General features: G+C 68.1%; 19 protein-coding genes. 3 read left to right on the plus strand and 16 right to left on the minus strand.

All coding sequences use genetic code 11. The features are described 5' to 3' along the window. Position 1: 1 nt before the first annotated feature. The 16 genes from AC1RL8_RS25235 to AC1RL8_RS25310 all read right to left on the minus strand — a co-directional run bounded on the left by AC1RL8_RS25235 (position 2) and on the right by AC1RL8_RS25310 (position 16,457). Positions 2-931, minus strand: a complete 930-nt coding sequence (locus AC1RL8_RS25235; protein ID WP_492686520.1) for an acetaldehyde dehydrogenase (acetylating) — start codon at positions 929-931, stop codon at positions 2-4. A gap of 13 nt (positions 932-944) precedes the next feature. Beyond that, positions 945-1,727 (minus strand): 2-oxopent-4-enoate hydratase, encoded by a 783-nt coding sequence (gene dmpE, locus AC1RL8_RS25240; protein WP_492686519.1) that lies wholly within the window; start codon positions 1,725-1,727, stop codon positions 945-947. Between the two features lie 34 nt (positions 1,728-1,761). Further along, the gene (locus AC1RL8_RS25245) at positions 1,762-2,598 is read right to left on the minus strand and encodes an alpha/beta fold hydrolase (protein WP_492686518.1); all 837 of its coding nucleotides are present in this window, start codon (positions 2,596-2,598) and stop codon (positions 1,762-1,764) included. Between the two features lie 10 nt (positions 2,599-2,608). Continuing rightward, the gene (locus AC1RL8_RS25250; RefSeq protein WP_492686517.1) at positions 2,609-4,063 is read right to left on the minus strand and encodes a 2-hydroxymuconic semialdehyde dehydrogenase; all 1,455 of its coding nucleotides are present in this window, start codon (positions 4,061-4,063) and stop codon (positions 2,609-2,611) included. Between the two features lie 13 nt (positions 4,064-4,076). Further along, positions 4,077-5,009, minus strand: coding sequence for a catechol 2,3-dioxygenase (locus AC1RL8_RS25255; protein ID WP_492686516.1), 933 nt, complete (start codon positions 5,007-5,009; stop codon positions 4,077-4,079). A 31-nt stretch (positions 5,010-5,040) separates the two neighbouring features. Continuing rightward, a complete protein-coding gene (locus AC1RL8_RS25260; protein ID WP_492686515.1) occupies positions 5,041-5,385 on the minus strand; it encodes a 2Fe-2S iron-sulfur cluster binding domain-containing protein in 345 nt (114 codons plus the stop codon). A gap of 13 nt (positions 5,386-5,398) precedes the next feature. Beyond that, on the minus strand, positions 5,399-6,457 hold the full coding sequence (locus AC1RL8_RS25265; protein ID WP_492686514.1) for an NADH:ubiquinone reductase (Na(+)-transporting) subunit F: 1,059 nt from the start codon (positions 6,455-6,457) through the stop codon (positions 5,399-5,401). An 18-nt stretch (positions 6,458-6,475) separates the two neighbouring features. Beyond that, positions 6,476-6,838 (minus strand): phenol hydroxylase subunit P4, encoded by a 363-nt coding sequence (locus AC1RL8_RS25270; protein WP_354344627.1) that lies wholly within the window; start codon positions 6,836-6,838, stop codon positions 6,476-6,478. A 95-nt stretch (positions 6,839-6,933) separates the two neighbouring features. Further along, positions 6,934-8,517 carry an aromatic/alkene/methane monooxygenase hydroxylase/oxygenase subunit alpha gene (locus AC1RL8_RS25275; protein WP_307584410.1) on the minus strand — a complete coding sequence of 528 codons (1,584 nt, stop codon included), beginning with the start codon at positions 8,515-8,517 and terminating at the stop codon, positions 6,934-6,936. Between the two features lie 37 nt (positions 8,518-8,554). Next, positions 8,555-8,851 carry an MmoB/DmpM family protein gene (locus tag AC1RL8_RS25280; protein WP_174250302.1) on the minus strand — a complete coding sequence of 99 codons (297 nt, stop codon included), beginning with the start codon at positions 8,849-8,851 and terminating at the stop codon, positions 8,555-8,557. Positions 8,852-8,884: 33 nt separating this feature from the next. After that, positions 8,885-9,889, minus strand: coding sequence for an aromatic/alkene monooxygenase hydroxylase subunit beta (locus tag AC1RL8_RS25285; RefSeq protein WP_492686513.1), 1,005 nt, complete (start codon positions 9,887-9,889; stop codon positions 8,885-8,887). A 43-nt stretch (positions 9,890-9,932) separates the two neighbouring features. Further along, positions 9,933-10,202, minus strand: a complete 270-nt coding sequence (locus AC1RL8_RS25290) for a phenol hydroxylase subunit (protein ID WP_174250303.1) — start codon at positions 10,200-10,202, stop codon at positions 9,933-9,935. A 222-nt stretch (positions 10,203-10,424) separates the two neighbouring features. Continuing rightward, positions 10,425-12,098, minus strand: a complete 1,674-nt coding sequence (locus tag AC1RL8_RS25295; protein ID WP_307638024.1) for a sigma-54-dependent Fis family transcriptional regulator — start codon at positions 12,096-12,098, stop codon at positions 10,425-10,427. 172 nt (positions 12,099-12,270) lie between these two features. Continuing rightward, positions 12,271-13,911 carry a 3-(methylthio)propionyl-CoA ligase gene (locus AC1RL8_RS25300; protein ID WP_492686512.1) on the minus strand — a complete coding sequence of 547 codons (1,641 nt, stop codon included), beginning with the start codon at positions 13,909-13,911 and terminating at the stop codon, positions 12,271-12,273. A 44-nt stretch (positions 13,912-13,955) separates the two neighbouring features. After that, positions 13,956-15,170, minus strand: a complete 1,215-nt coding sequence (locus AC1RL8_RS25305) for an ABC transporter substrate-binding protein (protein ID WP_492686511.1) — start codon at positions 15,168-15,170, stop codon at positions 13,956-13,958. 48 nt (positions 15,171-15,218) lie between these two features. Beyond that, positions 15,219-16,457: an ABC transporter substrate-binding protein gene (locus AC1RL8_RS25310; RefSeq protein WP_492686510.1), complete on the minus strand. Its 1,239-nt coding sequence runs from the start codon at positions 16,455-16,457 to the stop codon at positions 15,219-15,221. Between the two features lie 174 nt (positions 16,458-16,631). On the opposite strand from AC1RL8_RS25310, the gene AC1RL8_RS25315 reads away from it, so the two are divergent. From AC1RL8_RS25315 to AC1RL8_RS25325, 3 genes are read left to right on the plus strand one after another with little or no spacing between them, the layout of a single operon-like run. Continuing rightward, positions 16,632-17,885, plus strand: coding sequence for an acyl-CoA dehydrogenase family protein (locus AC1RL8_RS25315; protein WP_492686509.1), 1,254 nt, complete (start codon positions 16,632-16,634; stop codon positions 17,883-17,885). A 23-nt stretch (positions 17,886-17,908) separates the two neighbouring features. Then, entirely contained in the window at positions 17,909-19,003 is a 1,095-nt protein-coding gene (locus AC1RL8_RS25320; protein ID WP_492686508.1) for an acyl-CoA dehydrogenase family protein, read from the plus strand. Positions 19,004-19,014: 11 nt separating this feature from the next. Continuing rightward, a complete protein-coding gene (locus AC1RL8_RS25325; protein WP_492686507.1) occupies positions 19,015-20,214 on the plus strand; it encodes a CaiB/BaiF CoA transferase family protein in 1,200 nt (399 codons plus the stop codon). The last annotated feature ends 1 nt before the right edge of the window (position 20,215 follow it).

Consider the following 20,215-nt stretch of genomic DNA (forward strand, 5'->3'; position numbering starts at 1 on the left):
CCTAGGCCACGGCGGGCTCGGGTTGCGGGAGGCTGGCGAGCATCGCTTCGGCGAACATTTCGGCCGTGCGCGCCGCGGCGGCGGTCATGATGTCGAGGTTGCCGGCGTACTTGGGCAGGTAGTCGCCCAGGCCTTCCACCTCCAGGTAGATCGACACGCGGTGGCCGTCGAACACCGGCCCGTTCACGAGCTTGTAGCCCGGCACGTACTTGCGCACCTCGGCGATCATCTCGTGCACCGAGGCCGTGATGCGCGCCTCGTCGGGCGCGCCTTCGGTGAGGCAATGCACCGTGTCGCGCATGATCAGCGGCGGCTCGGCCGGGTTGACGATGATGATCGCCTTGCCCTTGGCCGCGCCGCCCACGCGCTCGACCGCACCGGCCGTGGTGCGCGTGAATTCGTCGATGTTCTTGCGCGTGCCCGGGCCGACCGAGCGGCTCGACACGGTGGCCACGATCTCACCGTAGGCCACGGGCTGCACGCGCGACACGGCCGCCACCATCGGGATGGTGGCCTGCCCGCCGCAGGTGACCATGTTGACGTTGGCCGGCCGCGCGCCGCCCGCCATCAGCAGGCTCTTCAGGTTGACCGGCGGCACGCAGAACGGGCCGATGGCCGCGGGCGTGAGGTCGATCATGAGCACGCCCAGCGCGTTGAGCTTGGCGCTGTTCTCGGCATGCACGTAGGCGCTGGTGGCGTCGAACGCGATCTGCACACCGTCGGCCAGCACATGCGGCAAGAGACCGTCCACGCCCTCGGCCGTGGTCTTCAGGCCCATCTCGCGGGCGCGCTTGAGGCCGTCGGACTCGGGGTCGATGCCCACCATCCACACGGGTTCGAGCACCGGGCTGCGTTGCAGCTTGGCGAGCAGGTCGGTGCCGATGTTGCCGGGGCCGATCAGCGCGCACTTGATCTTGGTTGTTGTCGTCATGGGGTTGTCTCCTTCAATGGAAGCGCACCGAGCAGCCGCCGAGGCCGCCGATCGAGACGCGGAAGTTGTCACCGGCCTTGGCGGGGAACATCGCGGCGAGCGCGCCCGACAAAATCACCTCGCCCGCCTTGAGCCCGATGCCCAGCGCACCGAGCGTGTTGGCCAGCCACGCGACCGCGTTCACCGGCGAGCCGAGCGCGGCGGCGCCCGCGCCGGTGGCGATGATTTCGCCGTTCTTCTCCAGCACCATGCCGCAGGTCGCCAGGTCGATGCGGCGCGGATCGACCGCGTTGTCGCCGAGCACGAACACGCCGCAGGAGGCGTTGTCGGCCACGGTGTCGGCGATCTGGATCTTCCAGTCGCGGATGCGCGAGTCGACGATCTCGAAGCAGGGCATCACGCACTCGGTGGCGGCCAGCACGTCGGCGTTGCCGATGCCGGGGCCCATGAGGTCGCGCTTGAGCAGGAAGGCGATCTCGCCCTCGGCCTTGGGCTGGATGAGCGTGGTGCTGTCGATCGACTCGCCCTCGCCGACGACCATGCCGTCGAGCAGGTAGCCGAAGTCGGGCTGGAACACGCCCAGCATGTTCATCACGGCGCGCGAGGTGACGCCGATCTTCTTGCCGACGACGCGCTCGCCGGCGTCGAGGCGGCGCGCGATCATGCGCTGCTGGATGCCGTAGGCGTCGGCGATGGTGATGCCTGCGTGCCGGCTGGTGAGCGGGTCCACGACGCCGCGCTCGCGCAGCGCGTCGTAGAGCTCGTCGCCGAGCCGTTGGATGAGGGTGGGGTCCATGGTGGGTTCTGTCCTTTGCTCTGTCTCGGGTGAATCAATCAATCGGTCGATCGGCTTCGTTCAGGAAGTCGCCGACCAGGCGGGCGAAGCGCGCGCTGTGCTCGATCTGCGTCCAGTGGCCGCAGCGGCCGAACACATGCAGCTGGCTGCGGGGAATCCACTGGCTCAGCGTGAGCGAGGTGGCCAGCGGAATCACCTGGTCTTCGCGGCCGTGGATCAGCAGCGTCTCGTGCGGCAATGCGCGAATGGCGGCCTCCGGGCTCGCCATGGCATCGACCCAGCACTGGCGCGGCGCCGGGAACATCGCGCCGAAGGTCTCCTGGAAGCCGGGCCGCATGCTGGCTTCGTAGCGCAGCTGCGCGAGCTCGTCGGTGACGAGGGCGCGGTCGAACGCGAACACGTCCATGATCCGGCGCATGTTCGCGAACGAGGGCGTGTAGCCCCACACCGCATCGAGCCCCGGCGTGATCGCGAACGGCACGCCCACGCTGCCCATGAGCACCAGCCGGCGCACGCGGTGCGGCGCGCGGATGGCCAGCGCCAATGCCAGCGCACCGCCGAAGGAGTTGCCCACCACGTCGGCGCGTTCGATGTCGAGCGCGTCGAGCAGGTCCAGCGCCTGCCGCACCCAGGCGTCCATCGTGTAGGCCACGCCGGGCACGCGCTCGGTGAAGCCGAAGCCGGCCATGTCGGGCGCGATCACGCGGCGCGTCTGCGCGAGCACCGGCAGCACCAGCCGCCAGTTGGCCCACGCACTCACGCCCGGGCCCGAGCCGTGGATGAAGAGCACCGGCGCGCCCTCGCCCAGGTCATGCACGTTGGTGTGGAAGGCACCCGTGCGGATGCTGTTCGCGATTTCGGGGTTGCTCACCGCCGGGCCCTCACAGCTTGATGCAGACGTTGCGAAGTTCTGTGTAGAACTCGAGCGAATGCACGCCGCCTTCGCGGCCGATGCCCGACGACTTGGCGCCGCCGAAGGCCGTGCGCAAATCGCGCAGGAACCAGCTGTTGACCCAGCAGATGCCGACTTGCACCTGCTTGGCCACGCGGTGGGCGCGGCCCAGGTTCTCGGTCCACACGGTGGTCGCCAGGCCGTAGTCGGTAGCGTTGGCCAGCGCGATGGCTTCTTGCTCGGTGTCGAAGGGCGCGATGTGGCAGCAGGGGCCGAAGATTTCCTCGCGGATCACCGAGGCCGTCTCGGGCAAGCCGGTCCAGATGGTGGGCTGCACCCAGTGGCCCTCGGCCAGCGCGCCGGGCATCGAGGGCACGCCGCCGCCGGTGACGACGGTGGCACCTTCCTTCACGGCCTTCGCGTAGTACGACAGCACCTTCTGCTGGTGCTCGCGCGAGATCAGCGGGCCGATGCCCACGCCGGCTTCTTCCGACGGGCCCGGCTTGAGCGCCTCGGCCCTGGCCTTGAGCGCCGCGACGAACTTGTCGAAGATCGGCCGCTGCACGTAGACGCGCTCGGTGCCCAGGCACACCTGGCCGCAGTTCTCGAAGGCCGAGCGCGTGATGCCGGCCACGGCCTTGTCGAAATCGGCGTCGGCGAACACGATGCCGGCGTTCTTGCCGCCCAGCTCGAAGGACACGGGCCGCACGCCCTTGGCGGCCGCGCCCATGATGGCCTCGCCAGTGCGCGTCTCGCCCGTGAAGGTGATGCCGTCCACGCCCGGGTGCGCGGTGAGGAACTCGCCGGCCGAGTCGGGCCCGAAGCCGTGCACCACGTTGTAGACGCCCGGCGGCATGCCGACCGCGTTCATCACCTCGCCCAGCAGCGTGGCGGTGGCCGGCGTTTCTTCCGAGGGCTTGACCACCACCGTGTTGCCGCAGGCCAGTGCGGGGCCGACCTTCCAGGTCATGAGCAGCAGCGGCAGGTTCCACGGGCACACGACGCCGATCACGCCCAGCGGCGAGCGCACCGCGTAGTTCAGCGCCTGCCCACCGTCGGGCGTGGCCATCTCGAAGCTCTCGGTGGGCACGTTCTTCACGATGTCGGCAAACACCTTGAAGTTGGCCGCGCCGCGCGGGATGTCGACGTGCGAGGCCAGCGCGTGCGGCTTGCCGGTGTCGGCCATCTCGGCCGCCAGGAAGTCGTCGAAGCGCCGGTTGATCTCGTCGGCCACGGCATGCAGCAGCTCGACGCGGCGCGCGACGCTCATGCGGCCCCACTCGCCGTTGAGGGCTGCACGCGCGGCGCGCACGGCCGCATCGACCTCGCTGCGACCGGCCTCGTGCACCTTGCCGATGACGCGGTTGTCCACCGGCGCGCGGTTGTCGAAGGTCTTCGTCGTGGCGACGAACTCGCCGCCGATGAAGTTCATGAACTGTTTCATCGCACCGTCTCCTTCAGGTCACCACGCTCAGGAAGTTCTCGTTGAGCTTGCGGTCGTGATAGAAGATCGCGCGCCCGAGTTCGTCGTCGGTCCACACCAGCGGCGGCTTGTCGGGGTAGAAGATGTAGCCGCCCGAGAACACCTCGTTGCGGTTGCCGCTCGGGTCGAAGAAGTAGATGGTTTCGCCGCGCGTGATGCCGTGGCGCGTGGGGCCGATGTCCAGCGACACGCGCTTCTTGGTGATGATGTCGGCCGCCTTGAGCACCTCGCCCCAGTTGTCGAGCAGGAACGAGGCGTGGTGGAACTTGTTCTTCTCGGGGTGGCGGATGAAGGCGATGTCGTGCGGCTTGGTCGAGCAGGTGAGAAAGGCCGCGATGTACATGCGCTCGGGGCCGGCCACCACGCTCTCGGCCAGCTGGAAGCCCAGCACCTCGGTGAACAGCTTCATGGTGCCGTCGAGGTCATCGCCGTACAGCAGGCAGTGGTCGAAGCGCGAGGGCGCCATGCCCTTGAGGTCGTCGGGATAGACCTCGGGGTTTTCATACGGCATGCCGTTGCCGACCTTCTCCTTCTCGGCGAAGAGCTCGATGGCATGGCCGGTGGGCACGGTGAAGCGAAAGCGCGGGCCCGTGCGCAGGTGCTCGCCGGCTTCGATCCACTGCATGTCGGTGGCCAGACCGCTGGCCTTCAGGTCGGCGGCGAGCCGGTCGAGCGTGGCGGGCGAATCGACGCGAAAGCCCATGAAGTCCATGCCGGCCTCGTCGGCTTCGCGCAGCACGACGCTGTGGTGGTCGTGCTCGTCCCAGGCCTTGAGGTAGATGCGGCCCTGCGCATCGCGCCCGGTTTCGATCAGGCCCAGCACGTCGCGGTAGTGCGTGAGGGCGGCCCCGAGGTCGAGCACGCGCAGTTGCACGTGTCCGGGGCGAATGACGCCAGTGAGTGCCATGGAAGTCTCCTTTGGTGGGTGAGGGAAAGGTTCAGGTGGGGGAACGAGGAACGGCGGGCTGCGACGCGGCCAGGCGCCGCTCGATGCAGCGCGCCAGCCTCTCGACGGCGCGCAAGGCCAGGTCGCTCTGCGGGTACGCGCGGCACGCCAGCACGTAGCCCTGGGCTTCTTCTTCGGCGCTGACGTGGCAGCGGCTCATGCGCTCGCGGCGCACGGCGCCCGACTCGATGCGCACCTTGCACACGCCGCAGCCGCCGCCGCGGCAGCCGACCGGGATGCCCTTGCGGCCGAGCTGCTCCATGCCGCCGAGCAGGGTCTGGTCGGCGCGGCATACGTAGTGCTCCTGGGTGTTGCCGATGGCGACGGAAAAGCGCATGACCGGCTCCACGTCACAGTGCCTTGAACAGCGGGCTGCGCGGCGCTGCAGAGGCCGCATCGGCGGCGGTGAAGAACTTCTCGGTGTAGATATCGCGCTCGAACAGCCGCCCCTGCATCAGCGTGGCGATGCAGGCCTCGGTCATCGGTGGCGGCCCGCACAGGTAGGCCTTGTGGCCGCGGAAGTCGTTGGCGAAGTGGGCCTTCAGCGCCTCGTGCGCAAAGCCGCGCGCGCCGTGCCAGTCGCTGTCGGCCGGCAGGTCGGACAGCACGGGCACGTAGGTGAAATTCGGGTGCTGCTCGGCGAGCTGCTCGAAGAGCTCGCGGTAGTACAGCTCTTCGGTGTTGCGCGCGCCCTGCACCAGCGTGATCGGCAAGGTGCAGCCTTCGGCCAGCAGGTCGAGCACCATCGACTTCGGACTCGACAGGCCCGAGCCGCCGGCCACGAAGATCATCGGCAGCCCCGCCGACTTGCGCACGAAGAAGCGGCCATTGGGTGCGGTGAAGCGCAGCCGCTGGCCCACCTGCAGTTCGTCGTGCAGCCAGCCCGTGGCGCGGCCGTTGGGCACGCGGCGGATGTGCAGCTCGACGAGGTGGTCGTCGGGTGCGTTGGCGATCGAGAAGGCGCGTGCGCCCTCCACGCCCGGCACGTGCAGCATCACGTACTGGCCGGCCTGGAACGGCGCCGGCCGGTCGGTGCGCAGCCACAGGCCGCGGATGGTGGGCGTGAGCATGCGGGCCTGGACCAGCTCGGCGTCGAAGTCTTCCAGCGGCAGGAACTGCGCGTCGGGGTCTTCGTCGATCTCGGCCTCGATGACCAGGTCGGCCTGCGCCATCGCGCAGCACGCGAGGATCTTGCCGTCGTCGCGCTCGAAGTCCATGAGCGCGAAGTTGGACGCGTCGCCGTGCTCGCACTCGCCTTCGAGCACCTGCACCTTGCAGGTGCCGCACACACCGTGGCCGCAGGCGTGGGGCAGCCACACGCCGGCGCGCAGGCAGGCGTCGAGCACGGTTTGTCCGTCGCGCGCCGCCACGGCCTGGCCGAGCGGCTCGATCATGATCTGGAAGCTCATGGCAAAGCCCTCCGGTACTCAGCTGAACGAGCCGCCGATGCCCGTGAGCCCGGGCGTGCGAAAGCGCAGCGCCGACTTGTGGACCAGGCCGTTGTCGGCCAGCGACTTCGCCGCGTCGGGCGCGAAGGGCTTGCCGGAGTCGAACCATTCGACCTTCGACCAGTCGACCTTCTCGAAGTCGGGGTGGCTGCCGTACACGCCGGGCAGCACGTCGCTGATGAGCGCGCCGAAGGGCATGGCCGCGGGCAGTGGCAGGCACACGGGGGCGCAGAAGAGCAGGTGGTCTTCCCAGCCGATGTAGAGCAGGCGGTTGCCGTGGAAGCGGTCTTCGCTGTCCATGACGGTGCCGGTGTAGCCGGGGGCGAGTGCAACAACAGACATGTCGGTCTCCTTGTTTCGGGGTGAGCGCCGCCCACGCCGTGCGTGGGGCACGGCGGGAGCGCGGGGGTCGATGAGGGGTGGTGGCGCCTGGATGCTCAGGCCACCTTGGGCTCGGCCGCCGACAGGTCCTGCCCTGTCCAGCGTTCCCAGTTGGCCTTGTCGGGCGAGGTGTTGAACTCGCCGTTGTCGGCGCCAACGTTGATGTGGTAGTAGTCCAGCACGGCCGCCAGCGGGTTGAAGCCTTCCACCGTCGGGTCGGTGCCCTCGGGGAAGCAGTTGCCCTGGTAGATCTGGTGCACCGGCAGCCAGGCCTGCACGTACTTCTCGGGCTCGCCGTCGAACACGTCCTTGCAGCCGTCGGAGCAGAAGTGGTACTTCATGCCGTGGTAGCTGCTCTCGCGATAGCAGATCTTGGTCGGGTCGTCAGGCTCGGTGAAGGCCATCGGGATCTGGCAGGTCTGGCACAGCATGGGCAGCGTGTTGTTGAACCAGCGCTTGCCCTGCTTCTCCTGCTCGGCCAGCCACTCGAAGCGCGGGCGGTACAGGCTGTCGAAGGTCTCGGGGTACTTCTCGGCCAGCCAGCTCATCTCGTCGGGCTTGGGTGCCCAGACGTTGAAGTTGGCGGCGTGGCCGTAGTTGTTGAAGATGGCCCAGGCCTCGTGCGAGATGCGGCTCTTTTCCTTCGAGGCCACCTCGTGGTACTTGGGCATGCGGATGCCGTAGCGCGCCAAGTCCTCGAACAGCGCGCCGCCGTTCTTCTCGAAGTACATCTCCCAGGCCTCGGACCAGCTCATGACGCGCTTGGGCAGCATGTAGTCCATCATCATCGCGACCAGCGTGAGCAGGCGGTAGCCGCGCCAGAACCACTTGTCGACCCACTTCTGCACGATGGGCACGTTGTCGGGGTCCTGCTCGAGGATGAACTTCACCACCTCCAGGCCCAGCGTCATGTGGCGCGACTCGTCGCTCTGCGCCGAGAAGCCGAAGGTGACGGTGGCCATGTCGCCGTTGTAGGCGGCGCCGCTCATGAAGGGCATGAACAGCAGGTTGGTCAGCACGTACTCGAAGGAGAACGAGATGGCGGTGATGAACTCGAAGGGCCCCGCGCTCATCGCGTCCTCGAAGTAGCTCTTGGGCACCGACAGGTACCACACGCGGTCGTGCATGTGCTGCGGGTCGTGCAGGCCGTGGAAGTACTTGTTGAAGTGGCTGATGGTGTGGAACTGCGTCTGCGCATGGCGCAGCTCGTCGATCGACTGCATCTGGCAGGCCACGCGCGCGCCCACGCCGCGCAGCGAACGCCCGGCCATGGCATAGCCGCGGTGCGCCGCGTACTCCAGCGGCGAGACGCCGGTGAGGAACAGCTTGAGCGTGTTCAGGTAGCGCGGGTCGCTGATGTTGAACTGGCCGTTGTTCTGCTGGAACGCATCGATGATGGCGTAGAGTTTTTTCTCCTTCTCGCCCTGGAACTTCCAGTAGGCGTCCATCGTGAGGCGGAACGGGTCTTCCCACTTATCCCAGTCGTGGATCTTGATGCCCTCGAACTTGTCGAAGGGAAACACGTCGTCCATCGACTGATAGGTGGTCTCCCAGCCGAGGCCGCGCGTCATCATGGCGTAGCGTTCCTTCAGGCCGAGGCGCGGGGTGGCGGGGGTCTTTGCTGCTGCTTGGGTGGTCATGGCGTGGTCCTTGGTCGTGGTCCGGTGGGGGCTGGGCTCAGGCGCCCCAATGGAGGGTGAATTCGTCGTCGGTTTCTTCGATGCTTCCGGACAGCGAGATCAGGCTCAGGTGCAGTTCCTGCAGGTCCCAGCGGCGCCCGACCAGGGCTTCGACGCTCTCGCGGCGGATCACGAGGCGGCCGGGCGCATCGATCTTCACCATCGCGGGGTACTCGGTGACGGTGGCCCCGGGGTTGTCGGCCACGATGGCCTCGACGATGGCGCGCGCGGCCTCGCCGGTCTGCAGCGCGATGAAGACGGGCGGTCGGGACACTTCGGCGGTGGCGGTGGTCATGGGGTGGTCTCCTTGGTTCGATCGATTCGGTCGTCAGGCGGCAGCGCCCGTGCGCACCAGCCGGGCCACGCGCGCATCGAGCGCGGTGTGCAGCGTCTTGAGCACCTCGGCGCCCTGCGCGCCCAGGGCCAGCGCGGCCAGCGGCGCCAGCGCCTGCACGGCCTGGTCGCGCCAGCTCGCGTACCACTGCGCGAGCAGCTCGGCGTTGGCGGACGACTCGTCGGCGGCGGTCTTCAGCGTGGCGTCGACCCAGCGCACGTTCTCGTCGAACCACTCGTTCATGAACTCGGTCAGCATCGCCAGCGCGTTGCCGGTGGCGGCGCTGTGCGCGTTCACGTAGTGGCGGTAGATCAGCGGGTACAGCAGGCCGTCGAGCACGAGGTTCTGGGCCACGAACACCTCGAACCAGTCCTTGGTGACGAACAGGTTTTCCATCAGGCGGCGCACGCCCTGCCAGGCCGGGTGCGCGAGCCAGGCCTCTTTACCGGCGTCCAGCGCGCGGCCCGAGTTGGCGTCGATCTGCAGGCCGACGCGCGAGAGGTACTGCGCGATGCCCAGGCGGTCCATGGCCGCGTAGATGAAGGGCTGCGTGATCGCCGTGCCGTAGCCATAGCCGCAGCAGTAGCTGTGGTTCATGTTGGCGCCCCACTCGTAGTGGCGCAGCGGCACCAGCACCTGCTGCAGCGACTCGCGCACGCCCGCATCGGCCTGGGCCAGCAGCTGGCGCTTCTCGGCGAACTCGAACTGGCGGTCGGCGCCTTCCCCCTGGCGCGCGCGGGTCATCGTGTACACGCCGTAGTAATAGTGGCGCGGGTCCTTGAAGCTGTACCAGTCGGCCATCACGAGGGCCGTGCGGCGCTTGTCGTACAGCGCGTGCTGCGGGTCCCACAGCGGCCGGTAGTGGAAGTTGGCGGTGGGCTGCATGTCCAGCGTGGCCTCCTGGTAGCGCGAGGCCGGCTTGTCGCCGAGCCGCCGCGCCACGTGCGAGAAGGTCTGGCGGATCGGCCGGATGTCCGAGGTCTTGATGTCGACTTGCACGGGGTGTCTCCTTGGTTGTCGCGGAAAAAAATGCGAGGGGTCGTCAGTGGTCGATGCCGGGCGCGCCGAAGCGCCACTTCATGCGCTCGAAGTCCAGCCGCGCGCCCTCTTCGGTGCTCAGGTGGCGCACCGCGTGGCGCGCGCAGAACTCGCGGAACTGGTCGAACTGCAGCACCAGCTCCACGGCCAGCTCGGGGTCGCCGATGGCGAACTCGAACTCCACGAAGCGCGTGCCGCGCGTGCCGGTGACGCGCACGAAGCACGGCTGGCCGGTCATCTGTGCGGCGCTGCCGCTGCGGGGGTCGGGCTGCATCGAGGACATCGCTTGTTCAATCCATCAACAGGTGGACGGCACCAGCGCCGCCCGGCCTGATAAGGGCAACGGGCGTGCCAGCGTGGCTAAGTGATTGATTTGCATGGGCCCGCTGCGCCTGCGGGCCCGAAGCACCGGGAAGTCCCGGATGCTGGTTTGATCATTTGCTGCGGTGCAGCTTGATCAAATGGTGAAAACCGGAAAACGCCGGCCTGCGTCCGCTCAGGACGTCGGCAGGCCTTCCTTTTTCAGCCGGTAGGCCAGCTGCGGGCGCGTGATGCCCAACAGGCGCGCGGCCTGCGACAGGTTGCCCTTGGCGCGCTGCATCGCGGTCTGCATGAGGCGCTGCTCGAGCGAGGCGATGTCGATGTTCTGCTCGAGCACGCGCTGGCACAGCGCATCCAGTTCGCTCGCGTCGGCGCCCGAAGCCGAAACGCCCGTGGCGACCTTGCCGCTGGCGTCGAGCTGGTTGTCGGGCGGCGCGCCCGGCGGCTGCATCCACAGGTGGCAGGCCTCGATGTCGCCGTGGTCGGGCGCCAGCAGCACGGCGCGCTCGATCACGTTCTCGAGCTCGCGGATGTTGCCGGGCCAGGCGTGCTTGTGCACGTCGAGCGCGGCCTTGTCGGTGAGGCCGCGCAGCTTCTTGCCGTACAGCGCGCTGTACTTCTCGACGAAGCGCGCCACCAGCGCCGGGATGTCGGCGGTACGCTCGCGCAGCGGCGGAATCTGGATCGGGAAGGTGTTGAGCCGGTAGAACAGGTCGGTGCGGAACTTGCCCGCCTGCATGGCCTGCTGCAGGTTGACGTTGGTGGCGGCCACGATGCGCACGTCGACCTTGGTGGGCTGCTCGGCGCCCAGGCGCTCGACCTCGCCGGTCTGCAGCACGCGCAGCAGCTTGACCTGCGCGGCCAGCGGCAGGTCGCCCACCTCGTCCAGGAACAGGGTGCCGCCGTGGGCGCGTTCGAAGCGCCCGGCGCGCGCATGGTGGGCGCCGGTGTAGGCGCCCTTTTCCACGCCGAACAGCTCGGCCTCGATCAGGTCGGCCGGGATCGCCGCGCAGTTGACCGCAATGAAGGGCTGCTTGCCGCGCGGCCCGTTGTCGTGCAGCCAGCGAGCGAACACTTCCTTTCCCACGCCGGTCTCGCCGAGCAGCAGCACGGTGATGGCGCTGTCGACCGCGCTGCGCATGAGCTCGAAGGCGGCGCGAAAACCCGGAGACACGCCGACCAGCTTCTGGTCGTACTCGCGGCGCGGCTGCAGGCGGCGCAGGTGCTGCAGGCCGAGGTTGAAGTCGATGAGCTTCTCGGCCACATGGTGCTGGCGGAAGTACTCGAGGTAGTGCTCGTCGTTCCACGCCTCGGCGGCCTGGCCGACGATGCGGCAGCGGCTGTCGCCCATGCTGGTGCATTCGACTTCCTTGAACACCACGAGCCGCCCCATGAAGGCGGTGGTGTAGCCCGAGGCGTAGCCGATCTGCGACCAGCACTGCGGGTCTTCCCCGTAGCCGAAGTCGGCCACGTGGGCTTCGCATTCCCAGGAGTTCTCCCAGAGGAACTCGCCGTAGAAATGCTTGGTGGCCACGTCGAGGTCGACCTGCACCTTCTGCACCGAGACGATGCCCTCGATGGAATGCAGGCGCGGCCCGAGCATGAAGGCGTCTTCGGCCCGCATGCCGGCAAGGCGCTCGCGCACGGCCACCTCGCCGTCGCGCAGGCCGGAAGCAAAACCCATGCGCACCAGCAGGCCGCGCGCGCGCTCGATGCCCAGCGAGTCGAGCAGTTCGCGGCGCAGTTCGGCGAAGGCCCGGGCATGCATGAGCAGCATGCGCTGCTCGTCCAGCCAGATATGGCCCGAGCCGGCGCTGAAGCGCAGGAGAGAAAGAAGTTCTCCCACCATGTCCCCTTTACTTGTCTGGAATCCGTTCCTCCTACATTCTCCTGCAAGGACGGACGACAAGGCTGCTCAATCAACAGGCAACGTGGTGCGAAGCCGCGCCAATGCTCGCTCTGCGGGTCCGCCTCCTCAAGCAACCCACAGAGTTATGCACAGAAAGAACGAACAACTGTCATCAGGTTGACTTGGCCGCGACGTAGCCCTTGAACTGCTCGCGCAGCTTGGTCTTCAGCAGCTTGCCGGTGGCTGTATGCGGCAGGCTGTCGACGAAAGCCACGTCGTCGGGCAGCCACCACTTGGCCACGCGCTGCGAAAGAAAAGTGAGCAGTTCCTCGCCCGTGACCTCTGCGCCTGCACGCTTCACGACGATCAGCAGGGGCCGCTCCTGCCACTTCGGATGCGCGATGCCGATCACCGCCGCCTCGGCCACGGCCGGGTGTGCGCTGGCCGCGTTCTCCAGGTCGATCGACGAGATCCACTCGCCGCCCGACTTGATGACGTCCTTGGCGCGGTCGACCAGTTGCACATAACCGTCGGCATCGATGTTGGCCACGTCGCCGGTCGGAAAGAAGCCCTCGGCATCGAGCACGTCGCCGCCTTCGCTGCGGAAGTAACCGCTCGCAATCCACGGACCGCGCACATGCAGGTGGCCGAAAGCCACGCCGTCGTGCGGCAGGCGCTGGCCGTTCTCGTCGACGATCTTGAGTTCCACGCCCCACACGCCGCGGCCCTGGCGCATCTTGACCGTGGTCTGCTCATCTTTCGGGAGCGCGAGGTGCTTGGGCAGCAGGTTGCCGATCACGCCGATGGGGCTGGTCTCGGTCATGCCCCAGCCCTGCACGAAGTCGGCGCCGAAGTCGCGCTCGAAGCGTTCGATCATGGCGCGCGGCGTGGCGGCGCCGCCCACGCCGATGCGCTTGAGGCCGATGGCGCGGGTGTCGATCTCGGGGTGGGCGTCGAAGTACTGGAACAGCATCAGCCACACGGTGGGCACCGCCTGCGAGAAGCTCACCTTCTCGTCGCGCATGAGCTCGTACAGGCTCTGGCCATCCAGGTGCGGGCCGGGCATGACGAGCTTGGCGCCCACCATCGGCGCCGAGTACGGCATGCCCCAGGCGTTGGCGTGGAACATGGGCACGGCCAGCAGCAGCGTCATCTGCGAGCACACGCCGAAGGTATCGGGCGCGCATTCCATCAGCGAATGCAGCACGGTGGAGCGGTGCGAATACAGCACGCCCTTGGGATTGCCCGTGGTGCCTGACGTGTAGCAAAGCGAGGAGGCGGTGCGCTCGTCGAACTCGGGCCAGGTGTAGTCCTCGCTCTGCGCGCCGATGAGCTCGTCGTAGCACAGCAGGTTGGGCACGTCGATGGCCGGCATGTGGGCGCGGTCGGTCATGGCGACGAAGGCGCGCACGCTCTTCAGTTTGGAGGCGAGCTTCTCGACCAGCGGCGCGAAGCTGGTGTCGAAGAACAGCACCTTGTCTTCGGCGTGGTTGACGATGTAGTCGATCTGCTCCGGAAAGAGCCGCGGGTTCACCGTGTGCAGCACCGCGCCCGAACCCGACACGCCGTAGTACAGCGCCAGGTGCCGGTAGGTGTTCCACGCCAGCGTGCCCACGCGGTCGCCGGGCGCCACGCCCAGCGCCTTCATCGCATTGGCCACCTGCTTGGAGCGCCGCTGCACCTCGCGGTAGTTGGTGCGGTGCACCGGGCCTTCGACGGTGCGCCCGACGATCTCGACGTGGGGGTGGAAGGTGGCCGCGTGGTCGATCAGCGACGAGATCAGCAGCGGGCGGTCCTGCATCAGTCCGAACATGGTGTGTGTCTCCTGTGGTTCTTTTGAGCGTGCGTCTGCCAAGGCTACTTCACGGCAATCGAATCGCCCATGGGCTCGAACTCCTTGCCGTTGAACTGCACCAGCTGCAGCGTGTTGAACGGAAAGTAGTCGGTGGCCGAGGTGTTCAGCGCGATGCCCGGCAGCAGCATGCCGGTGCGCATGTTCTTGAGCGTGGTGGCCTGCTTGAGCACGTTCTCGCGCGTGAGGTTGTCGCCCGAGGCCTTGAGCACCGTCTCCATGGCCTGCGCCACGCCGTAGCCGTACACGCCGGCGGCGTTGTTCACGTCTTCGTTGGGTGCGTACTTCTTCATGAAGGCGAGGAACTCCTGCGTGGCCGGGTCGTTGGCCCAGCGCGGCTGCGCGGCGTCCTTGAAGAAGGCCATGGCCATGATGCCCTTCGACTTCTCCAGGCCCGCGGGCTCCAGCGTCATCTTCACGTAGGCCGACACGTAGGTGAGGTACTGCTGCTTGGGCTTCCAGCCGATGTCCCAGGCCTTGCGGATGGCCTGCGCGGCGAAGCGCGCGGTGGCGAAGTTGACGAACACGTCGGCGCCCGACGACTGCAGCTTGATGATCTGCGAATCGACCGTCGGGTCGGCCACTTCGAACGAGGCCTCGGCCACCACCATCGAGGCCTTGTCGCCCAAGCCCTTCTTCAGGCCCTTGAGCAGGTCCTTGCCGAAGTCGTCGTTCTGGTAGAGCACGGCGATCTTCGCGTTGGGCATCGTCTTGAGGATGTTCTTCGCGTAGAGGCTGCCCTCGCCCTCGTAGCTGGGCATGTAGGGCGTGGTCCAGGGGTAGGCCTTGGGGTCATTGAAGCGGTCGGCGCCCACGCCCAGGAACAGGTGCGGCACCTTCTTGGCGTTCATGTAGCGCTGGATCGCGGCGTTGGAGGCCGAGCCCAGGTTGCCGTACACGGCGAGCACCTCGTCCTGCTCGACCAGCTTGCGCACCACCTCGGTGGTGCGCGGCGGCGTGTACTGGTCGTCGTAGCTGATGAGCGTGACCTTGCGGCCGTTGATGCCGCCCTTGTCGTTCACCATCTTGAAGTAGGCCTCGTTGACCTTGCCGACGATGCCGTACGACGACACCGGGCCGCTGTAGGGCATGGCCATGCCGAGCTTGATCTCGGTGTCGGAGGCGCCGGTGTCGTACTTCTTCTGCGCGAAGGCCGCGCCGGCGGTGAACAGGAGGGCCGCGCCGCCCAGGGCGGCGGCCAGTCGAACGATGGAGGTCATGGAAGCTTCAGTGGAAAAACGAAAAGGGAGAGATCAGGAAAGAAGCGCTCAGTCGCCGAGCACCTTGCCGAACGGCTCGTAGCGTGTGCCGTTGAAACGCACCAGCTGCATGCGCTCGATCGGGTAGAAGTCGGTCGGCGAGGTCTTCACCTCGATGCCCGGATAGAGCATGGGCGGGCTGTACTGCAGATTGGCCGCCACCTTCATGATGTTGGCGCGCGTGAGGTCGTCGCCCGCCTTGCGCAGCACCTGCTCCAGCGTCTGCGCCGACGAGTAGCCCAGCACGTTGAGCGAATCGCTCAGGTCGCCCGAGGGGTAGTACTTGCTGAACCAGGTCTTGTAGTCCTCGTACTCCTTGGCGCCCTTCCACATGTCGTCGGCCGGGTCGCGCAGGTAGGTGGCGGAGATCACGCCCACCGCGTTCTCGGGGCCGGCCGGCTTGATCACCGCCGACACCGACACCGACACGCTCGACAGGTACTGCGTGGGCTTCCAGCCGATGTCGGCCGCCTTGCGGATCGCCTGCGCCGCGAACTTGGGCGTGGTGATGCTGAAGAAGGTGTCGGCGCCCGAGGCCTTCAGGTTGACCATCTGGCTGTCGATGGTCGGGTCGGTCACCTCGTAGGTCGACTGCGCCACGATCATCGTCTTGGCCTTGTCGCCCAGCGCCTCGAGAAAGCCCTTCAGGAAGTCCTTGCCGAAGTCGTCGTTCTGCATGAGCACGGCGATCTTCGCGTTGGGCTTCGTGGAGAGGATGTGCTGCGCGTAGATCTTGCCTTCGGTCTGGTACGTGGGCTGCCAGCCCATGGTCCAGGGGAAGGCCTTCGGGTCGCCGAAGCGCGTGGCGCCCGTGGCCACGAACAGCTGCGGCACCTTCTTGGCGTTCATGTAGCGCTGGATGGCGAGGTTGTGCGCCGTGCCCAGCGGGCCGAAGAGCACCAGCACCTCGTCTTGTTCCACCAGCTTGCGCGCCTGCTCCACCGTCTTGGAGGGGTTGTAGGCATCGTCCAGCGAGATGAACGTGACCTTGCGGCCGTTGATGCCGCCTTCGGCATTGAGCTTGGCGAAGTAGCCCGCCGCCGCCTTGCCGATGGTGCCGTAGGCCGACACCGGGCCCGAGTACGGGACGATGTGGCCGATCTTGATCTCGGTGTCGCTCGCGCCCGGGTCGTAGCGCTTCTGGGCCTGCGCCGTGAAGGTCGCGGCGAGGCCGAGCGTGGCAGCCAGGCCGGCGCCCAGCAGGCGGCGACGCGTGCCGGGGCGGGCGGAAATGAGGGAACGTGTCATGGTGTTGTCTCCGTCGTTCTCGTGAAAAAGAAGCTGCGGCCGCGGGCCTCTCACTGGCCTCGTATCGGTCTCTTGCGGACCTCGTGCGGCGTTCGGGCTGGATGGTAGGCAGCGCCCCCTGCGCGTCACATCGTCGGAACGGACGATTGAGAGCGGCTGAGGGTTGCCCCTAGCATGGACCTCGACACGGAGACACACCCACCGCCGCGCAACGCGGCGCGCACCGAAGGCAAGCACCGCATGGACCTCACGCTCAATCCCCGCTACGAAGCCTTTCGCGACGAGCTGCGCGCGTTCCTGGCCACGCACTGCCACCGCTCGGCCTTCGCGCGCACCGCCGAGCGCCCCGACGCCGACGCCCTTGCGTGGCAGCGCCTGCTGCTGGACCACGGCTACGCGGGCCGCACGGTGCCGCGTGAGTACGGGGGCCACGGCGCGGTAGCCGACGTGATGGCGTCGCACCTCATCACCGAGGAGTTCGCGCGGGCCGGCGTGGCACCACCGCTGGGCAACCAGGGCATCTCGATGCTGGTGCCCACCTTGCTCGAGCTGGGCACCGAGGCGCAACGGCGCGAGTGGATCGGCCCCACCTTGCGCGGCGAGGTGGTCTGGTGCCAGGGCTACTCCGAGCCCGGCGCGGGCTCCGACCTGGCCTCGCTGCAGACGCGCGCCACCGAAGACGGTGGCGACTTCGTCATCAACGGCCAGAAGATCTGGACCTCGACCGCGCACGTGGCCGACATGATCTTCTGCCTCGTGCGCACCGAGCCCGGCGCCGCGAAGCACGCGGGCATCAGCTACCTGCTGTTCTCGATGAAGACGCCCGGCATCGAGGTGCGCCCGCTCAAGACCATGACGGGCCACGCCGAGTTCAACGAGGTCTTCTTCACCGACGTGCGCGTGCCGCAGCACCAGATCGTGGGCCAGCGCGGCGACGGCTGGAAGGTGGCCAACGCCACGCTCAAGCACGAGCGCGGCTCGCTGGGCAACCCCAACCTCACGACCCAGCGCTACCAGGAGCTCGCCACGCTGATGCAGGCCGAGACCGTCGACGGCACGCGCCTCATCGACCAGCCCGTGCTGCGCGACCGCCTGATGCGGCTGCAGGGCCAGGTGCTGGCGCAGAAGTGCCACGGCCTGCGGCTTCTCACGGCCGCGGCCAGAGGCGAAGACCCGGGCCTGGCCGCGCTGGTCGTGAAGCTGCAGGGCTGCGAGCTGCGCCACCAGCTGGCCGCGCTCGCGATCGACGCGCTGGGCGAGCTGGGCCTCCTGATGCCCGGCAGCGCGCACCTGCGCGCGCAGGCGCTCTGGCAGGAGCGCTACATGTTCGACCTGGGTTTGATCATCGGCGGCGGCACCGCGCAGATCCAGAAAAACATCATCGCGGAACGCGGGCTCGACATGCCACGCGAACCGCGCCTTGCCTGATCGCCATCGGAAGAAAGCACGCCATGGAATTCGCCCTCTCCGCCGACCAGAAGCTGCTGCAGGACAGCCTGCGCCGCGCGCTCGAACGCGCCTGCCCGCTCGATCGCGTGCGCCGCGTCGCGGCCGACGACCTGCCGCTGGACCGCGAGGTCTGGCGCACGCTGTGCGAGGTCGGCGTGCCGGCCCTGCTCGTGCCCGAGGCCTTCGGCGGGCTCGGCCTGTCGCTGCTCGACGCTGCATTGGCCGCCGAGGAACTGGGCCGCCATGTCGCGCCCACGCCTTTTCTCGGCACCGCCGTGCTCGCACCGCTGGCGCTGCGCGAGGCCGGCAGCGCCGCGCAGCAGGATGAATGGCTGCCGCGCCTGGCGGCTGGCGAATGCATCGCCGGCGTCGCCATCGCCGAGGCCGTGGCCGGCGCGCGCGATGGCGCGGGCGTGACAGCCCACGCCAACGGCACGCTCGACGGCAGCGCGCTCTTCGTGCTCGACGCGGGCGCGGCCGATGTGTTCATCGTGGCCGACCGCGCGGGCGGCCTGCACCTCGTGCGCGCCGATGCACAAGGCCTCACGCGCGGTGCGCTGCGCAGCATCGACGCCACGCGCCCGCTCGGTGAGTTGCACTTCGCACAGGTGAAGGCAGAACGACTTCCCAACAGCGGCCCCGCCACGCTCGCGCGCCTGCGCAGCGCGGGCTGGGCCCTGCTCGCCGCCGACACGCTCGGTGCCGGCGAAGCCATGATCGGCCAGGCCGTGGCCTACGCCAAGGAGCGCCGCCAGTTCGGCCGCGTGATCGGTTCCTTCCAGGCCGTGAAGCACCTGTGCGCCGAGATGGCCGCCGCGCTGGAGCCCGGCCGCGCCCTCGTCTGGTACGCGGCGCATGCCTTCGACGCATTGCCCGAAGAAGCCGCGCTGCTCGCCGCGCACGCCAAATCGCACCTGAGCGAGACCGGTACCTTCGTCGCCCGCACCGCCACCGAGGTGCACGGCGGCATGGGCATCACCGACCTGCTGGGCCTGCATTACTGGTTCAAGCGCATCGGCTTCAACCGCCAGCTGCTCGGCGGCCCCGAGCGCGTGCGCCACCTGGCCGCCGAGATGCAGGGCCTTGTCGCCGCATGACCTCCCCACCCATGACCACACCATCCACCGCCCCCCGCATGCTCGAAGGCCTGCGCATCGTCGACCTCACCACGGTGATCTTCGGCCCCTACTGCACGCAGATCCTCGCGGACCTCGGCGCCGAGGTGGTCAAGGTCGAGCCGCCCGAGGGCGACAGCATCCGCATCATCGGCACGCCGCCCGTCACGCCGCTGATGAGCCCCGTGCACCTGCGGCTGAACCGCGGCAAGCGCTCGGTCGACTGGGACCTGAAGAGCGAGGACGGTCGCGCCGCGATGCGCCGCCTCATCGAGACCAGCGACATCTTCATCCACAACGTGCGCAGCGACGCCATCGCGCGCGCGGGCCTCTCGTACGACGACGTGCGCGCCATCCGCCCCGACATCGTGTACGTGCACTGCACCGGCTTCGACCAGCGCGGGCCGTACGCCGCGCTGCAGGCCTACGACGACATCATCCAGGCCGCCTCGGGCATCGCCTCGCTGCCGCCCAAGGTCGACGGCAACCCGCAGCCGCGCTACGTGCCGATGACCATGGCCGACAAGGTCTCGGGCCTGCATGCGGCGTATGCCGTGCTCGCCGCCGTGGTGCACCGGCTGCGCACCGGCGAGGGCCAGCAGGTGGAGGTGCCGATGTTCGAGTCGCTCGCCAGCTTCAACCTCGTGGAGCACCTGTGCGACAAGACCTTCGTGCCGCCCACCGGCCCCGCGCTGTACCCGCGCCAGATCGACCCCATGCGCCAGCCCATGCGCACGCGCGACGGCTACATCGCCATTGCGCCCTACCTGGACGACCGCTGGCTGCGCTTCTTCGAGGCCGCCGGCCACCCCGAGGTGCTCGAGGCGCCCGAGCTGGCCGACAAGGCGCTGCGCCGCAAGCACATGAGCCGCATGTACGAGGCCGCCGCCGCCATCCTGCCCGAGCGCACCACGGCCGAGTGGCTCGACATATTGAAGAAGGCCAACGTGCCCGCGATGCGCGTGAACGACATCGCCGACCTGCCCGACGACCCGCAACTGCAGGCCGCCGGTCTTTTCCGACAGCGCACGCACCCGACCGAAGGCGCGTATCTTGAAGTGCGCCCGCCGGTGCGCTTCTCGGGCTATGCCTACGCCGACCTGTCGCACGCCGCGACGCCCGGCCAGCACAGCGCCGAAGTGGCACGCGAGCTGGGCGTGACCCTCATGAACGAACGAAAGAACGCCGCATGAC

The sequence above is a fragment of the Variovorax sp. GW822-FHT04E09 genome (genome assembly GCF_058800845.1).

What these genes read in the sequence shown, in the direction of transcription:
- AC1RL8_RS25305 (WP_492686511.1), bottom strand. Translation starts at nt 15,170, where the DNA reads ATGACCTCCATCGTTCGACTGGCCGCCGCCCTGGGCGGCGCGGCCCTC.
- AC1RL8_RS25300 (WP_492686512.1), bottom strand. Translation starts at nt 13,911, where the DNA reads ATGTTCGGACTGATGCAGGACCGCCCGCTGCTGATCTCGTCGCTGATC.
- AC1RL8_RS25280 (WP_174250302.1), bottom strand. Translation starts at nt 8,851, where the DNA reads ATGACCACCGCCACCGCCGAAGTGTCCCGACCGCCCGTCTTCATCGCG.
- AC1RL8_RS25325 (WP_492686507.1), top strand. Translation starts at nt 19,015, where the DNA reads ATGACCACACCATCCACCGCCCCCCGCATGCTCGAAGGCCTGCGCATC.
- AC1RL8_RS25275 (WP_307584410.1), bottom strand. Translation starts at nt 8,517, where the DNA reads ATGACCACCCAAGCAGCAGCAAAGACCCCCGCCACCCCGCGCCTCGGC.
- AC1RL8_RS25235 (WP_492686520.1), bottom strand. Translation starts at nt 931, where the DNA reads ATGACGACAACAACCAAGATCAAGTGCGCGCTGATCGGCCCCGGCAAC.
- AC1RL8_RS25270 (WP_354344627.1), bottom strand. Translation starts at nt 6,838, where the DNA reads ATGTCTGTTGTTGCACTCGCCCCCGGCTACACCGGCACCGTCATGGAC.
- AC1RL8_RS25310 (WP_492686510.1), bottom strand. Translation starts at nt 16,457, where the DNA reads ATGACACGTTCCCTCATTTCCGCCCGCCCCGGCACGCGTCGCCGCCTG.
- dmpE (WP_492686519.1), bottom strand. Translation starts at nt 1,727, where the DNA reads ATGGACCCCACCCTCATCCAACGGCTCGGCGACGAGCTCTACGACGCG.
- AC1RL8_RS25250 (WP_492686517.1), bottom strand. Translation starts at nt 4,063, where the DNA reads ATGAAACAGTTCATGAACTTCATCGGCGGCGAGTTCGTCGCCACGACG.
- AC1RL8_RS25290 (WP_174250303.1), bottom strand. Translation starts at nt 10,202, where the DNA reads ATGCAGCCCGACCCCCGCAGCGGCAGCGCCGCACAGATGACCGGCCAG.
- AC1RL8_RS25320 (WP_492686508.1), top strand. Translation starts at nt 17,909, where the DNA reads ATGGAATTCGCCCTCTCCGCCGACCAGAAGCTGCTGCAGGACAGCCTG.
- AC1RL8_RS25315 (WP_492686509.1), top strand. Translation starts at nt 16,632, where the DNA reads ATGGACCTCGACACGGAGACACACCCACCGCCGCGCAACGCGGCGCGC.
- AC1RL8_RS25265 (WP_492686514.1), bottom strand. Translation starts at nt 6,457, where the DNA reads ATGAGCTTCCAGATCATGATCGAGCCGCTCGGCCAGGCCGTGGCGGCG.
- AC1RL8_RS25255 (WP_492686516.1), bottom strand. Translation starts at nt 5,009, where the DNA reads ATGGCACTCACTGGCGTCATTCGCCCCGGACACGTGCAACTGCGCGTG.
- AC1RL8_RS25260 (WP_492686515.1), bottom strand. Translation starts at nt 5,385, where the DNA reads ATGCGCTTTTCCGTCGCCATCGGCAACACCCAGGAGCACTACGTATGC.
- AC1RL8_RS25295 (WP_307638024.1), bottom strand. Translation starts at nt 12,098, where the DNA reads ATGGTGGGAGAACTTCTTTCTCTCCTGCGCTTCAGCGCCGGCTCGGGC.